General features: G+C 66.8%; 15 protein-coding genes. 5 read left to right on the top strand and 10 right to left on the bottom strand.

Features of this window, described 5'->3' with window-relative positions; genetic code table 11:
- Positions 1-633: 633 nt before the first annotated feature.
- Entirely contained in the window at positions 634-1,281 is a 648-nt protein-coding gene (locus AC24R4_RS06875) for a response regulator (RefSeq protein ID WP_487522558.1), read from the top strand.
- 627 nt (positions 1,282-1,908) lie between these two features.
- Complete coding sequence (locus AC24R4_RS06870; protein ID WP_400396694.1) at positions 1,909-2,985, top strand: porin; 1,077 nt, start codon at positions 1,909-1,911, stop codon at positions 2,983-2,985.
- Positions 2,986-2,994: 9 nt separating this feature from the next.
- Here AC24R4_RS06870 and AC24R4_RS06865 read toward each other — a convergent pair whose 3' ends face one another.
- On the bottom strand, positions 2,995-3,669 hold the full coding sequence (locus AC24R4_RS06865) for a DsbA family oxidoreductase (protein ID WP_400396692.1): 675 nt from the start codon (positions 3,667-3,669) through the stop codon (positions 2,995-2,997).
- A 146-nt stretch (positions 3,670-3,815) separates the two neighbouring features.
- Between AC24R4_RS06865 and AC24R4_RS06860 the strand changes: the two genes are divergently transcribed.
- Positions 3,816-4,010: a DUF1059 domain-containing protein gene (locus tag AC24R4_RS06860; RefSeq protein ID WP_101683622.1), complete on the top strand. Its 195-nt coding sequence runs from the start codon at positions 3,816-3,818 to the stop codon at positions 4,008-4,010.
- 117 nt (positions 4,011-4,127) lie between these two features.
- Here the strand turns inward: AC24R4_RS06860 and cyoD are convergent, their stop codons facing one another.
- Genes cyoD through cyoA form a run of 4 tightly spaced genes read right to left on the bottom strand, consistent with a single transcriptional unit; the run spans position 4,128 to position 8,168 of the window.
- Entirely contained in the window at positions 4,128-4,490 is a 363-nt protein-coding gene (cyoD, locus tag AC24R4_RS06855) for a cytochrome o ubiquinol oxidase subunit IV (RefSeq protein ID WP_400394896.1), read from the bottom strand.
- Complete coding sequence (gene cyoC / locus AC24R4_RS06850) at positions 4,490-5,179, bottom strand: cytochrome o ubiquinol oxidase subunit III (protein WP_400394894.1); 690 nt, start codon at positions 5,177-5,179, stop codon at positions 4,490-4,492. The genes cyoD and cyoC overlap by 1 nt, the downstream gene beginning before the upstream one ends.
- A 2-nt stretch (positions 5,180-5,181) precedes the next feature.
- Positions 5,182-7,182, bottom strand: coding sequence for a cytochrome o ubiquinol oxidase subunit I (gene cyoB, locus AC24R4_RS06845; protein WP_400394893.1), 2,001 nt, complete (start codon positions 7,180-7,182; stop codon positions 5,182-5,184).
- A 5-nt stretch (positions 7,183-7,187) separates the two neighbouring features.
- Positions 7,188-8,168, bottom strand: coding sequence for a ubiquinol oxidase subunit II (cyoA, locus tag AC24R4_RS06840; protein WP_400394891.1), 981 nt, complete (start codon positions 8,166-8,168; stop codon positions 7,188-7,190).
- Between the two features lie 145 nt (positions 8,169-8,313).
- On the opposite strand from cyoA, the gene AC24R4_RS06835 reads away from it, so the two are divergent.
- Positions 8,314-9,702, top strand: coding sequence for an aminotransferase-like domain-containing protein (locus AC24R4_RS06835; protein WP_400394890.1), 1,389 nt, complete (start codon positions 8,314-8,316; stop codon positions 9,700-9,702).
- Between the two features lie 27 nt (positions 9,703-9,729).
- On the opposite strand, the gene AC24R4_RS06830 is transcribed toward AC24R4_RS06835, so the two are convergent.
- The 3 genes from AC24R4_RS06830 to AC24R4_RS06820 form a co-directional block, all read right to left on the bottom strand.
- Positions 9,730-10,005, bottom strand: a complete 276-nt coding sequence (locus tag AC24R4_RS06830) for a hypothetical protein (protein WP_487522557.1) — start codon at positions 10,003-10,005, stop codon at positions 9,730-9,732.
- A gap of 58 nt (positions 10,006-10,063) precedes the next feature.
- Positions 10,064-10,213 (bottom strand): hypothetical protein, encoded by a 150-nt coding sequence (locus AC24R4_RS06825; RefSeq protein ID WP_487522556.1) that lies wholly within the window; start codon positions 10,211-10,213, stop codon positions 10,064-10,066.
- Between the two features lie 222 nt (positions 10,214-10,435).
- Positions 10,436-12,190, bottom strand: coding sequence for an OPT/YSL family transporter (locus AC24R4_RS06820; RefSeq protein WP_487522555.1), 1,755 nt, complete (start codon positions 12,188-12,190; stop codon positions 10,436-10,438).
- Between the two features lie 472 nt (positions 12,191-12,662).
- Between AC24R4_RS06820 and AC24R4_RS06815 the strand changes: the two genes are divergently transcribed.
- A complete protein-coding gene (locus AC24R4_RS06815; RefSeq protein WP_400393608.1) occupies positions 12,663-13,598 on the top strand; it encodes a 2-hydroxyacid dehydrogenase in 936 nt (311 codons plus the stop codon).
- Here AC24R4_RS06815 and AC24R4_RS06810 read toward each other — a convergent pair.
- Complete coding sequence (locus AC24R4_RS06810; RefSeq protein WP_400393606.1) at positions 13,595-14,929, bottom strand: sensor histidine kinase; 1,335 nt, start codon at positions 14,927-14,929, stop codon at positions 13,595-13,597. The two genes, AC24R4_RS06815 and AC24R4_RS06810, sit on opposite strands and share 4 nt — an antisense overlap.
- Positions 14,929-15,660 (bottom strand): response regulator transcription factor, encoded by a 732-nt coding sequence (locus AC24R4_RS06805; protein ID WP_400393605.1) that lies wholly within the window; start codon positions 15,658-15,660, stop codon positions 14,929-14,931. The genes AC24R4_RS06810 and AC24R4_RS06805 overlap by 1 nt, the downstream gene beginning before the upstream one ends.
- Positions 15,661-15,672 lie beyond the last annotated feature (12 nt).

Below are 15,672 nucleotides of genomic sequence, written 5' to 3'. Positions count from 1 at the left end.
GGCAGGCAAGCCCTGCGATGTCTCGTTTCCGGGATTCGGGACCGCGGGCGCACTGGTGTGGTGGTTGCCGCGTCCGTGACCTTCTGGCGTATTCGCCAGAACGCCTTTTTGCGATTCCTCGCTTCGGATCGTATGGAAGACGCCCTCACTGCGTAATCGCAGATTTCCTAAAGTTCGGTATTGCGCGGAAAACAATGCAGTCGTGCGGACCTTGCACAAAGGACAAGCCGCAAAACGTGAATAGCAATTCAACGAAATTCGGCCCAATGCCACTGCACTACGCCAAATTCGAGTTAGTTCCATAGGCGGATATCGGTCTATTCAGCAGACTCGTCAGATTGCCTTTTCGCAGTCAGCCATTTCTGGATATGGCGCACGGGTCGGGCGATCCGATTCAGCGGCAAATGGAAATGGAAGTTTTTCCATCCTGCACGGGATGCCGGAAAATCTACGCTCTTATTTGCGCTGTCTGGGCAGTGGCCTCGCACGCCGAGATCTGAAAGTCGCGATCTGAGCGATCGAATACTTTCGGCGATATATCGGCGCTTGCAGTAGCCGGCCACTCCATGCAATTGGCGGATGGCGCGTTGTCGCCAGGCCAAATCACACCGGGACATTCCGGGGAATCGCACTATGACCACCATTCGCGTCATGCTGGCTGACGATCATCCGTTCATTGTGTTCGGCCTGCGCGAAATGCTGGGCAAACGGCTTGGCTTCCGTGTGGTGGCCGAAGCGGCCAATCCGCAAATGCTGCTGGAAAAGCTGGCACGCATCGAATGCGATGTGCTGATAACCGATTTCTCGATGCCCTGTGAAAATGCGCCGGACGGACTTGCACTGCTGCATTCCATCCGCACGCGATTTCCGAAGGTGCGGATCGTGGTGCTGACCATGCTGGAGAATCCCGCCCTGCTTGGCTGCATGCGCAAGGCCGGGGCGCTGTCGTTGCTGAACAAGCGCGACGGCATGCAGGAGCTGTCCAATGCCGTCATTGCCGCGTTCCAGGGTCGCGAGCATTTGAGTCCATCGGTCAGGCAGGCACTGGCCAAGCTCGGCACGGCAAGCCCGGAAGCCCTTGCCATCGGCCGGCTCAGTCCGCGCGAGATCGAGGTGCTGCGGCTCTACGTCGGCGGCATGACCACTTCGGACATTGCGCGCCACCTGAACCGCAGCATCAACACCGTCAGCACGCAGAAACACAGTGCCATGCGCAAGATTGGCTTGAAGAACGATGCGGAGTTGTTCGACTACGCGATCGAGCATGGGCTCAAGGGATAGCCGATTCCTTAAAAGAAGCGGCCCCTCGAAAAAAACCCCCGAGCCGCGACGGACCGGCCTGGGGGTGGGAACGGGATACGCGATCGAGGGGTCAGACCGCGATGCCAAAGGCCGAAGGGGCCTTCGACGCCAAGGCTACCGGGGCGGCGGCTGATCCGACATGGAAGGATTTCGAAAATCCGCGATGGATCTTCGGCATGCCCGCGCGATGCTGCCCCGCCGGGCCCCGATCGATGACGTGCCGCGAACGCTGCATTTGAGCCGTCAACGCGCCATGCTGTAAACTACGGCCCTTCCGTCGCTACAGGCTCGGCCGTTTGATGCCTTTCAGGCACTCTGGCCATCGCCGTTGTCGAAGTGGTGCGGCGGAAATCAGATATTTCTTAGGGCCTTGCGCCCGCCCCTGGCTTGCCTGCGCCTTGCCCGCAGCATTCGCCTTCTGACTTCGACCCTCGATCCGGGCCCTGCGCCGCTGGCTGCATCTGGCGGCCGCAACCCGGATAACGCCCCGTGCGCCTTCGCCAGAAGGGCTGCCGCGCGGGACTGGACCCCCTCAGGTAGTTGCCTGAACCGACCCTTCCCGACGCTTGCGCGCGCCGGGCGGATCCGTATTCCGGAGGACAATTCGTGAACAAACCAGCCAGCCTTTGGCTGCTAGCGGCCGGGCTGTTGCCTTGTGTTGCATACGCCGACCCCGGCGTGACCCTGTATGGCGTCGTCAGCTCGGCGGTGCGCTATACGTCGAATATCGACGCCCGCCATCACGATCAGCTGGCGCTGGTATCGGGTGGCATGGTGGGCAGCCGTTTCGGCCTGAAGGGGTCCGAAGACCTTGGCGGCGGCAATCGTGCAATCTTCCAGCTCGAATCGGGCTTCGGCAGCGATACCGGCCAGGCGGCCTACAACAGCTTCTTCGGCCGCCAGGCCTGGGTGGGCCTGAGCGGCGACTGGGGCAGCCTCACGTTCGGCCGGCAGTACAACGCGCTGAACAACATCGGCTGGGCCTTCGATCCGCTGGACCAGGGCTGGGGCAATTTCTGGTCCGATCCGCTCTACATCGGCGGCGACATTTTCTTCCAGGACTACCGCATCAACAACAGCGTGGTCTACCAGCGTACGGTGGGGCCGTTTTCGGTGCAGCTGGACTACGGCGCCGGCGAGCAGCCGGGCAGCATGAGCCATGGCACCACGCTCGGTGGCGGCGTGAAGTACAGCCAGGGGCCGCTGGCGCTGGGCGTGGCCTATGACCAGCGCCGCAGCGACGACGGCAGCAACACGGTGCGCAACTATTCGGTGGGCGGCTCTTACACGATCGGCAAGGCCACGGGCTACGTCGGCCACATGGGCCGGCGCGAGTCGGCCAGCGGTGCGCGCTACAACATCTCGTTCGTCGGGCTGGGATACCAGGCGACGCAAGCGCTGCATCTGTCGGGCGCCTACTACCGCTACCAGCAGTCCGGCGACGTGACCACGCAGTTCCAGGACACGCCGGTGCACCTGGGTGGCGGCAATGCCGACAGCGTGGCCTTCGTGGCCGATTATGCGTTCTCCAAGCGCACCAGCGTGTACCTGGAGACCGATGTCGTGCATGCGCGCGGCGGCACCGTGGGGCGCGAGACCGAATACTGGGCCGGCACCCCGGTGACCGAGGTCAGCCGCAGCACGCGGGTGGGCGCGATGATCGGCATGCGCCACCACTTCTGAGGATCGGGCTCAGGCGCCCTGGGTGCCCTGGGCGCCCTTCTCGCTGGTTTCCTTGGCGATCTCGCGGATGGCCTGCTCGAACGCCTCGACGGGCTGGCCGCCCGTCACCAGGTAACGGTTGTTGAAGATCACCGACGGCACCGACTGGATGCCCATGCCCTGGTATTCGCGTTCCTCGTCACGGACTTCATCGGCATAGGCGTCGCTGTCCAGCACCTTGCGGGCCTCGGCGGCGTCCAGGCCCACCGACTGCACGGCCTCGATCAGCACGTCGTGGTTGCTCGGGTCCTTGCTGTCGCCGTGATAGGCCTGCAGCAGCGCCTGCTTCAGCGCCAGCTGCTTGCCCTGCGTGGCCGCCCACTGCAGCAGGCGGTGGGCATCGAACGTGTTGTAGATGAAGTTGCGCGGACCGAACGTGAAGCCCACGCTGGCGCCGCGCTCGCGGATCATCTTCTGGGTCTCGGCGATCTGTTCCGGCGTACGGCCGTACTTGCGGGCGATGTAGTCGAGCACCGGCTCGCCTTCCGGCCCCATCTGCGGATTGAGCTCGAACGGGTGCATGACGACCTCGGCATCCACCACGTCGCGCGTGCGCTCGACGGCCTGCATCAGCGACGACAGCCCGATGGCGCACCACGGGCAGGCGATATCCGAGACAAAGTCGATCCGGAGTGATTGAGTCATGGCTTTCTTCCAGTGGGCGGGTAGGGGACAAACAGCTGAAGGCCGACAGGGTAGCCCGATTTGCCGATGGCTGCAGGCGTCCGCGCAATCACCCCGCGCCCTATACTGGATCAGGCGCGCCCTCCATGCGCGCCAGGAGGCCTGCCATGGGACGCAAATACATCGATTGCCGCGACTACCCCAGTGATACCCACTGTACGGTCGCACTGAGCGCCGACACCGAGGACGAACTGCTGGAAGCCGCGGTGCAGCACGCCGTCCAGGTGCATCAGCACCAGGACACCCCCGAACTGCGCTCGCAGCTCAAGACCCTGTTCAAGGAAGGCGCCCCGCCGGCCTGATCCGGCCGATGCGCCGCTGCGCCGGCTGGCGCGGCACGCAAAAAAGGACAGACCGTGCGCAGGGCACGTCTGTCCTGTCAAGAAACCGGCCCCAGCCCGAGTCCGGCTACAGATGCCTCAGCGGCCCGCGCCGGCCCCGGCTGGCACGGACTGCATCGGCATCATGTTCAGGTTGGCGTTGTGCATGACCCACAGCGATCCCGACACGACAATGGCGATCAGGAACACCGTGCACGCGAAGATCGCCGTGTTGCCGCGCTGGCCCTTGCGCGGCCCCAGGTGCAGGAAGAACACCAGCTGCACCAGCAACTGGGCGACGCAAAGCGCCACGATCAGCGCCAGACCCGCGCGCGGCGTCAGCACCCGGCCCATCACCGCACCGAACGACAGGAAGGTCAGCACCAGCGACAGCGCATAGCCGATGAGATGGCTGCGCAGGCTGCCGTGCGCGCCGGCGTGTGCGTGTTGTGGATGGGACATCAGAGGAACTCCCGCAGATAGACGACCGTGAACACGAAGATCCACACCAGGTCCAGGAAATGCCAGAACAGGCTCAGGCAGGCCAGGCGGCGGCGCACCACGGCGTCGAGCCCGAACACCTGCACCTGGTTGACCATCACGATGATCCACAGCAGGCCGGCGCTGACGTGCAGGCCGTGCGTGCCCACCAGCATAAAGAACGCCGACAGATAGGCGCTGCGGTTCGGGCCCGCGCCTTCGTGCAGCAGTTCGCGGAACTCGTAGACCTCCATGCAGACGAAGGCCGCGCCCAGCGCGAAGGTCAGTACCAGCCAGCGGATCACCGCCTGCGGGTTGCCCTGGCCGTCGCGGCCCTCGTGCAGCTTCAGCATCGCCACGCCGAAGGTCAGGCTGCTGGTCAGCAGCAGCATGGTCTCGCCCAGCACGAAGCGCAGGTCGAACAGTTCGCGGCCCGTGGGGCCGCCCGCCGTGCCGTTGAGCAGCACGCCGAACGTGGCAAACAGCGACGCGAAGATCAGGCAATCGCTCATGAGGTAGATCCAGAACCCGAGCTTGAGGGTGGATTCCGTCTGGTGGGCGTGATCCGCGTGGTCGTGGTCGTGGGCGGCGTCGTGCGCGTGGGCGTCCGGCGCGGCGCCGGGCGGCAGCGCGGCGGCGTCGCCCCGCAGTTTCAGGGTGGTGGTGGTCATGATCAGTTGGCCCCTGTCAGGTTCGCGGCAGGTTGCGTACCCATCCGCGCAAAGCGGGCGCGCTCGATGCGCTCCACTTCGGCGGCCGGCACGTAGTAGTCCACGTCGCGGTCATAGGCGCGAGCGATGAACGTGAAGATCATCGCGGCCAGGCCGAAGCCGGCCAGCCACCAGATGTGCCAGACCAGCGCGAAGCACAGCACCAGCCCGAACACCGACACCAGGAAGCCGGCGGACGTGTTGCGCGGCATGTGGATGTCCTCGTACTGCCCCGGCGGCACATAGGCCGTGCCGGCTTCCTTGTTGTCCCAGTGCTGCTCCAGCGACGTGATCCGCGGCACGTGCGCGAAGTTGTAGAACGGCGCCGGGGAAGCGGTGGCCCATTCCAGGCTGCGGCCGTCCCAGGGGTCGCCGGTCACGTCCATGTTCTGCTTGCGGTCGCGCACGCTGACGAACAGCTGCCACAGGATCGCCAGGATGCCGCAGCCGATGACCACGGCGCCTACCAGCGCCACGATCAGGTACGGCTGCCAGTCGGGGTTGTTGTAGTGGTTCATGCGGCGCGTCATGCCCTGCAGGCCCAGCGCGTACAGCGGCATGAAGGCCAGGTAGAAGCCGATCAGCCAGCACCAGAACGCGACCTTGCCCCAGAACTCGTTCAGCGTGAAGCCGAACACCTTCGGGAACCAGAACGTCATCGCGGCCAGGCAGCCGAACACCACGCCGCCGATGATCACGTTGTGGAAGTGGGCAATCAAGAACAGGCTGTTGTGCAGCACGAAGTCGGCGCCGGGCACGGCCAGCAGCACGCCGGTCATGCCGCCCACGGCAAACGTCACCATGAAGCCGATGGTCCACAGCGTGGACGAGTGGAAGCGGATGCGGCCCCGGTACATCGTGAACAGCCAGTTGAACAGCTTCACGCCGGTGGGAATCGAGATGATCGACGTCATGATGCCGAAGAACGCGTTGACGCTGGCGCCGGAGCCCATCGTGAAGAAGTGGTGCAGCCAGACGAAGAACGACAGCACGCCGATCGACGACGTGGCGTAGACCATCGACGTGTACCCGAACAGCGGCTTGCGCGAGAACGTGGAGATGATCTCCGAGAACGCGCCGAAGCAAGGCAGGATCAGCACGTAGACCTCGGGATGGCCCCAGATCCAGATCAGGTTCACGTACATCATGGCGTTGCCGCCCAGCTCGCTGGTGAAGACATGCATGTCCAGGTAGCGGTCGGCGGCCAGCAGCGCCAGCGTGGCGGTCAGCACCGGGAAGATGGCGACGATCAGGATATTGGTGATCAGCGCCGTCCACGTGAACACGGGCATTTTCATCAGGTTCAGGCCCGGCGCGCGCATGCGCAGGATGGTCACGATGAAGTTGATGCCGGTCAGCGTGGTGCCCAGCCCCGATATCTGCAATGACCAGATGTAGTAGTCCACCCCGACCGTCGGGCTATACCCGAGTCCGCTCAGCGGCGGATACGCGACCCAGCCCGTGGCGGCGAAGTCGCCGACGAACATCGACATCATGACCAGCACCGCGCCCATCGCCGACATCCAGAAGCTCAGCGAATTGACGAACGGGTAGGCCACGTCGCGCGCGCCGATCTGCAGCGGCACGATCACGTTCATCAGGCCCAGGATGAACGGCGTGGCCACGAAGAAGATCATGATCACGCCGTGCGCGGTGAAGATCTGGTCGTAGTGGTGCGGCGGCAGGTAGCCGACCGCCTCGCCCACGGCAATGGCCTGCTGGGTGCGCATCATGATGGCGTCGGCAAAGCCGCGTAGCAGCATGACCAGCGCCAGGATGATGTACATCACGCCAATGCGCTTGTGATCGACCGAGCAGATCCACTCGCGCCAGAGATAGTTCCACTTGTTGTAGTAGGTGATGGCGCCCAGCAGCGCCGCGCCGCCAAGCATCACCACGACCAGCGTGCCCATGATGATGGGCTCGTGCAGGGGGATGGCGTCGAGAGAGAGTTTTCCGAACATGATGATTAGCGCTCCAGGGTCGTCTGCTGCGCCGGGAGCGGCGGCATGCTGGCGCCGGCAATGGCGCCGAGGGTCACCGGGCTGTCGGCGCGGCAGATGTCGCCGTTGCTGGCCATGTACTGGTCCACCACGCCCTGGAACAGGCGCGGCTCGACCTTGGCGTACACCGTGACGGCGTCCTTGCTGCTGGGCTGTTCCAGCTTGCGGTAGGCGGCCGCGTCGAGCGTGTTGCCCGAGGCGCGGGCGCGTTCGATCCACGCGTCGAAGTCGGCGCGCGAGGTGGCCACGGTGCGGAAGTGCATGTCGGAGAAGCCCGACCCGCTATAGGCGGCCGACCGGCCATCGAACACGCCGGTTTCGTCGGCGATCAGATGCAGCTTCGTCTGCATGCCGGCCATCGCATAGACCATGCTGCCCAGGCGCGGGATGAACAGCGCGTTCATCGTGGACTCGGCCGTGATGCGGAAATTGATGGGCGTACCCACCGGGATGGGCAGCTCGTTCAGCGACGCCACGCCGTACTGCGGATAGATAAACAGCCATTTCCAGTCGAGCGCGACGACATCCACTTCCACCGGCGTCACCTTCGATTCCAGCGGCCGGAACGGATCGAGCTTGTGGGTGGTGTCCCAGATGATGACGCCCAGCAGCGCCACGATCACGCACGGGATGCCCCAGACGACCACTTCGATCTTGGTGGAATGCGACCAGCGCGGCGCGTACTCGGCCTGGGTGTTCGTCTCGCGATAGCGCCAGGCAAAGACCAGCGTCAGGATGATCACGGGGATCACCACCAGCAGCATCAGCGCCGTGGCCAGCACGATCAGGTTGCGCGTCTGCACGCCGATCGACCCGCTGGGGTTCAGCAGGTCCCACGAACAGCCGGTCAGGATCAGCGGCGTGATGGCATAGAGCCACGCACGGGGGGCACGCAGGGACGGGGGGCGCCGACGCGGGGGTCTGGGGTCGGCCGGTTGTTCACGCATTTCAACACCTTCTTACAGGGGCACAGGCGGGGTGGCCCAGACAACATCCCGGTATTTGTATGGATTTGCCTGAGTTGCGCGGCATGCTAAGGTAAGACAACACCCATACAAGATGAGGCTTGTCTTGCGTACAACGAATCCGTCGATGCCTTCGACCCCGGAAGACAAACCCGGCTGGATCGGCGCCTTCGCCGCTGCCGGCGGCCCGCGTTACGTCCAGATCGCCGGGTTCCTGGAGCGCGCAATGGCCGACGGCGTGCTGGCCCCCGGCGACCGCCTGCCGCCGCAGCGCGAACTGGCGGCACTCCTTGAGGTGGATCTGACCACGGTGACCCGCGCACTGGCCGAGGCCCGACGGCGCGGGCTGGTGGAGCCGCGTGGATCGCTCGGCACTTTTATTGCGGCGCCCGCGTTTGAACTGGCTCAGGCCGTGGACCTGAGCATGAACGTGCCCCCGCCGCCGGAAGGCATCGATTTCGCCGACATGCTCCGGCGGGGGCTGGCGCAGGTCACGCTGCGCGCCGATGCGAACCTGCTGATGACCTACCAGCTTGGCGGCGGCACGCTGCCCGACCGCGTGGCCGGCGCCCAGTGGCTGGCGCCGATGCTGGGCGATGTCCCGCCCGATCGCGTGATCGCCAGTCCGGGCGCGCAGTCGGCACTGGCGGCGCTGATGCTGTGCCGGACCACGCCGGGCGCGGCGATTGCCGCCGAGCCGCTGATCTATCCGGGTGTACGCGGCGCGGCCGCCGAACTGGGGCGCCACGTGGTCCCCATCGCCACCGACGACGACGGCATGCGCCCCGACGCGCTGGACGCCGCGTGCAGCACCGGCAATGTGCAGCTGATCTACCTGAATCCGACGCTGCAGAACCCCACCACGCACACCATGCCCGCGGCACGCCGCCACGAGATTGCGCGCGTGGCCCGGCAGCACGGCGTGCTGATCGTCGAGGACGACCCCTACTGGCTGCTGACGCCCGACGCCCCACCGCCGCTGGCGGCCATCGCCCCGGCGCAGACGGTCTACATCGCCACGCTGGCCAAGTGCCTGAGCCCAGGCCTGCGCACCGCCTACGTAGTGGCACCCGACCGCGATCTGCAGGAGTCGATCCTGGCCGCGCTGCGCGCGATCACGCTGATGGCATCGCCCGTTGCCACGGCCCTGGCCACGCAATGGATTCGCGACGGCTCGGCGGCCGACCTGCTGGCCGGCATCCGCACCGAAGCCGCCGCGCGGCAGCAGATCGCCCGGCAATGGCTGGCGGCCAGCGGCCCGTACGCGCCATCCGGCATCCACGTCTGGCATCCCTTGCCCAGCTACTGGTCATCGGCCGGCTTCAGCCGCGCGGCGCAGGACGAATCGCTGCGCGTCACCGCATCGGACGTGTTCTACGATGGCGCCACCCCGCCCAACGCCATCCGCATCTCGCTGGGCGGCGTGGCCGAACGCACGCAATTGTCGATGGCCCTGAAGAAGCTGTCCGGCCTGCTGGCGCGCAAGCCGCCCAATGCGTCGATGGCGGTGATTTGAGCGTGCGGGCCCTCGTAGTGGGCGCGACTACTTTTTCTTTGCCTTGTTCTTCGTTGGCCCGGCCCACTCTGGCATGGCACGCCGCATGAATTGGTCGAACATGGGAACAGTAAAGGCGGTGTCTCCATGCGCGGGGCTATAGATCATTCCTTTCTTGATCAAGCCGCTTCTCAGAGGCCCCACTTTTTCGACCGTCGTGCCCAGCGCATCTGCAATGGCGCCGGAGCGATGCGGCCCTTCCCCAAGCTCCGCCATGGCGCGCAGGTAGTCCTGCTCTCGCGGCGTCAGCCGATCAAAACGCACGCGGAAGAAGTTCTTGTCGAGCGCAGCGGTAGCGGTGACATGCGCGGATTCGACGTCCTTAGGCGAAATCGGCGACGGCTGGCGCGTTGTTCCAGGAGTGCTTGCCCCACTCCTGGAGAAAATATGGGTAGCCTTGGGTGACCTGAACGATCTGTTCGAGTGCTTCCGCTTCGATATCGGCCCGCTCGCCAATGACGGGCTGGCGCACAGCACTCCGTGCTGCTTCGGCGCACAACGGGCCTATTGCGGGATAGTCGAAAAGCCGGGTCCATGGGGAACGATTTTTAGGGAAAACTAAATTGATCTTATCAATCTATGTTGCCCTTATCTTCGGATTGCGTGCCAGTGACGCCAACCCGTATGTGCCTAAAAATATACTTCATGAGGTCGATCAAATCGGCCCCATGATCCCGAGGCACGCCTACGCCACCTACGCCACCACCGCCAGCAACCCCGCAACGCCGAACCCGAGCGCGGCCAGCGCGTCGCCGGCGATGAGGCCGCCGCCGATCAGCGACGTGGTGCTCATGTCGTCGGGCATGGCGGCGTCCCCGGATACCGGGCGTTCGCGGCTTGCCACCAGGCTGGAGACCACGCCCCCGGCGGCCATCCAGGCGGCGGCCGGCAGGTTGACGAAACCGCCGAACGACGATGCGTAGGGCGACGGCAGGATCACCGCATCGAGCACGGCATCGCACGCGCGGCCCGTGCGGCTCCGATCGGCAAAGCGCCGGTAGCGCGCCGACGCGAAGATGGTCTTGCGCAAAAGCTCGGTGACCAGCCCGATGCCCAGGCCGATCCATACGGCCAGCCGCTGGTAGGGCCGGTCGTCGGTCATGCTGCGCAGCGCGCCGACGATCTTGTAGGTCATTGCCGATGTCCACCGGGCGGGCTGCTGATCGGCCGGCAACACGGTCTGGTCGAGCCGCAGTACCGGATAGGCGTCCATGAACAGCCGCGCCAGCAACACCGCCAGGATCGCCCCGGCCACGACGCCGGCCACCTGATAGCCGAACTGCACCATGCGATCGGTGCCCAGGCGCCAGCCCGTGGACCGGTCCTGCTGCATGTCGCACGCTTGCGCCGTGGACACCAGCAGCACCGTGGCCGCGATCAGGCCGATATGCGGCTGGCGCAGGCCCGCGGCCGCCATCAGGATCACCGTCAGCACAAACGCCGACGAGATCGGATTCTGATCGACCATGCCGACCGAGATGCCGTTGACCAGCGCGAAGATCAGCACCAGCAGCACGGCCATCAGCTGGTAGCCCACCGGTTGGCCGAACCACGCGGCGCCCGCCGCCACGACCGCCAGCCCCCTGGCCATGACCCACGCCCCGATCCAGCGTTGCGGCAGCGCCGGCGCATGGCCCGGGGCGTCCGGCGCCCTTCTCGCCGGCTGCCGGGTCCGCTGCCACGCCGTCCCCAGCAACCGCAGCACATCGACCGCCGCCGCGCCCATGATCATGCCCAGCGCAATCAGGAACGTGATCTTGCGATAGGGATCACCGGGCGCCAGCCAGCCGATCGACACGAAATACGGCGTCAGTGCCCACCCGGCCACGCCACCGACCAGCGCGGCGATGCCGATACGCGCGCCAACGATCATGCCCGCGCCGAACGTTGACGCGGACAGGTCGATGGCACCGAGCCATGCGAGGCGCGCGGCGCCCACGCTGGCCAGCACCCCCAGCCCCATCCCGCCGGCCAGCCGCGCGATCGACCGGCGGAGCAGCACGGGGTCGGTCAACGCGCGCAGGATATTGGCCACCGCCAGGCCCGACGGGAACGTGAGCTGCATCCGATCGACCAGCAACGGCGTGTAGAGCATGCCCACACCCACGCCATACATGCCGATGCAGAGCATGTAGCCGATCAGCTGCCACCACGGCGGCTGCGTCATCCCCATCCAGCCCATCGCCTGGATCACCACCACCATGCCGCCCATGCCGGCCACTGAAGCCGCTGCTGTCTGGATGTAGTTGGCACCGTGCCGGCCCGCTGCGCCGTACCCGGCCGTGACTGCCGACCCGAGGATGCCCGCCAGCACCTGACCGCCCACGAAGAAACCGAGCGACAGGTTCATATAGGCCGCCGCGATGCCGCCCAGCGGCCCGAGCACGAGCATGCCGGCGGCGCCGAGCAGCGCGTGGTATGGCCAGGTGTTGGGAATGGGCAGTCGCATGCGTGTGGAAGGTCGGCGTAGTGGTGCGGGTGCGTTTGCCCTCTCCCCCGGCCCCTCTCCCGCACGCGGGAGAGGGGAGACACCGCAGGCATCACGGTCTCCGACGGCATTGGGGGTGGAAAATTGGCGTGTGGGTGGTGGCTGCGGCTGCCCTCTCCCCCGGAGAACACCGCGGGCATCGCAATCTCCCACGGTTTGCTCCCCTCTCCCGCCACGCGGAAGAGGGGTAGGGGGAGAGGGCGGGCCGGTCAATCACCCACACGCCCAAAGCGTACCCATTTCTGCGTGATTGCCCCAGCGAAACATCGTGGAGCGTACCCGTTTCTGCGTACGCCGCCACACGGTGGGCTGGCCTCTGATAATCGCCCAGAACCGCCAGGCGGTCCCGAGCACGCCGGCCCACGCGGGCATAGAATGTGGCGTCGGCCTGGCCGACCTCCAACAACAACACCTCCTCGTCTCGCTGTCACGCATGAAGCCCGCCCTGCTCGTCCTGGTCCAGCTCGAACCGGACCATCTCGCCCTTGTTTCCCAGCAATACGACGTTGTCTACGCACCCAGCGCGGCCCAGCGCGCCGAGGCCGTCGCCAGTGCCGGCGGCACGTTCCGCGCCGTGCTCAGCAACGGCACCACCGGCATCACGGCCGCCGAGATCGACGCGATGCCCGGGCTCGAACTGGTCTGCGCGCTGGGCGCCGGCTACGAGAACATCGACATCGCCGCCTGCCGCGCACGTGGCATTGCCGTGGGCAATGGCGCGGGCACCAACGACAGTTGCGTGGCCGATCACGCCATGGCGCTGCTGCTGGCTACCGTGCGCCGCGTGCCGGCACTGGACCGCGCCACGCGCGACGGCGTCTGGCGCAACGCGATTCCGCTGCCGCCGAACCTGTCGGGCAAGCGGCTGGGCATCGTGGGCCTGGGCACCATCGGCCGCCGCATTGCGCAGCGTGGCCAGGGCTTCGACCTGGAAATCGGCTATCACAACCGCCGTCCGCGCGCCGACGCGCCGTTCCGGTACTTTGCCGATGTGATGGCGCTGGCCGAGTGGGCCGACTATCTGGTCATCGCCACGCCCGGCGGCGCCGAGACGCGCCATCTGGTCGATACCCCGGTGCTGCGCGCGCTGGGTCCGTCGGGCTACCTGGTCAACATTGCCCGCGGCAGCGTGGTGAACACGGCGGCGCTGGCCGATGCGCTGCGCGCCGGCGAAGTCGGCGGCGCGGGCCTGGATGTCTATGAAAGCGAGCCGAAGCCGCCGGTCGAACTGTTCGATTGCCCGAACGTCGTGCTGACGCCGCACGTGGGCGGCTGGTCGCCCGAGGCCGTGCTGGCGTCGGTGACCCAGTTCATCGAGAACGCCCGCCGGCACTTTGCCGGCGAGCCGCTGGTGGCGCCCGTGAACTAGCCCACGGCCGGGAAGACCACGCGCACGCGCAAGCCCGGCGCCGCGTCTTCCAGCGCCACGCGCGCGCCATGGGATTGCGCCACCTCGTCAACGATGGCCAGTCCCAGCCCGCTGCCGCCGGTCGGCGCATCGGGTACGCGATAGAAACGGTCGAACACGCGGGCGCGCTCGTCGGCCGCGATCCCCGGGCCATTGTCGGTCACCACCAGCTCTACGCCGTGCCCGGTGTGGGCGACGTCCACGTCGATGCGGCCGCCACGCGGGATGTAGTGCAGCGCGTTGTCCACCAGATTGGTCAGCAGGATGCGCAGCGCATCGGCATCGCCCCGGATCATGACGGGCCCGCTGGCGCTGCCGGCCTCCAGCCCCAGGTCGATATCGCGATCGATGGCCGCCTGCGACATCTCGGCCACCACATCGCCCGCCAGCGCGCGCAGGTCCACGGGCTCATGCGGCGGCGGCGCGGCGCCCGGTTCCTGCCGGGCCAGCGTCAGCAACTGGGCCACCAGGTGCGTCAGCCGCTCCAGCCCCTGGCGCAACTGCCCCATCGCCGCCTGTCGGGCCTCGGCGCTGGGCGCGCGCTCCACCAGCTGGGCCTGCAGCTGCAGCGCCGTCAGCGGCGTGCGCAGCGCATGCGCGGCATCGGCCACAAACGCGCGCTGGGTGTCGATGGCGTGGGCCAGCCGCGCCAGCAGCTGGTTCAGCGCATCGGACAGGGGGGCGATTTCATCGGGCATGTCGCGCACGGCCAGCGGCGCCAGCGTGTTGGCATCGCGCGCCCGCACTTCGGTGGCAATCTCGCGCAGCGGCCGCAATCCGCGTCCCACGGCCATCCACACCAGCCACGCCAGCAGCGGCAACAGCAGCAGCAGCGGCGCCACGGTGCGCAGCGCCATATGCGCGGCCAGCGTGCGCCGCGCGCTGAGCGGCTGCGCAATCTGCACCACCGCCGGCCCCAGCTGCACGCTGTAGATCCGCCATTCGCCCGATTCCGTACGGGCATCGGTAAAGCCCAGCTCCGCGCGCTGGGGCAACGCCGGGTGCGAATGCGACAGGTAGAGGCTGCGCCCGGAGCCATCCCAGATATGGATCACCACGTCCTCGTCGGCGTGCAGCAGGTCGGCCCCGGTGGCGCTGTCGGGCGCGAACGGCGGCGCCACCGGCGCACTGAACTGGCTCGGCAGCGCGGCGGCCAACTGCTTCATCTGGTAGTCGAACAGCGCATTGGCTTCCTGCCGGGCCTGGCCGTAAATGAGCCCCGTGGCCACGGCGATGCCGGCCGCCAGGCCGGCCGCCAGCCACCACAGCAGCGTACGTTGAATCGATCGCATCAGTCCGGCGTTCCTTCCGCGCGGGGGGCGCCTTCCGCGCCGTCCCGGCCGTCCAGTTGCGGCATCAGGTAGCCCACGCCGCGGATGTTGCGGATCAATGCCGCGCCGAACTTGCGCCGCAGCGCGTGGATATAGACCTCCACCGTGTTGCTGCCCACCTCGTCATCCCAGCCGTAGAGCCGTTCCTGCAGTTGCGGCACCGACCAGACCTTGCCTGGCCGGGCCATCAGCGCCGACAGCAGCGCGTACTCGCGCGCCGACAGCCGCACCGGCGTGCCAGCCTGCGTGGCTTCGCGCGTGGCCGGGTTCAGCACGATGTCGCCATAGCGCAGCACCGGTTCGGCCCGCCCCTCCGCGCGGCGCGCCATCGCATGCATGCGCGCCACCAGTTCCTGCAGGTCGAACGGCTTGATCACATAGTCGTCGGCCCCGGCGTTCAGGCCCGCCACGCGGTCGGCCACGGCGTCGCGCGCTGTGACGATCAGCACCGGCGTGCGGACATTGCGCGCCCGCAGCGTCTTCAGGACGTCGAGCCCAGAACGGCGCGGCAGGCCCAGGTCCAGCAGCACCAGGTCGTAGCCGCCATCGGCGCGCGGGCCGTGCTGGTCGGACGCGGCGTCGAGCCCCGCGTCGCCATCGGTCACCCAGTCCACCGTGAAGCCCTCCTGGCGCAGCGCCACCTTCACGCTCTCGCCAATCATGGCGTCGTCTTCCACCAGCAATACACGCATGTTCGTCGGGAT

This window comes from Cupriavidus sp. CER-90, assembly GCF_057652055.1.
This window is presented reverse-complemented; position numbering and strand designations above follow the sequence as displayed.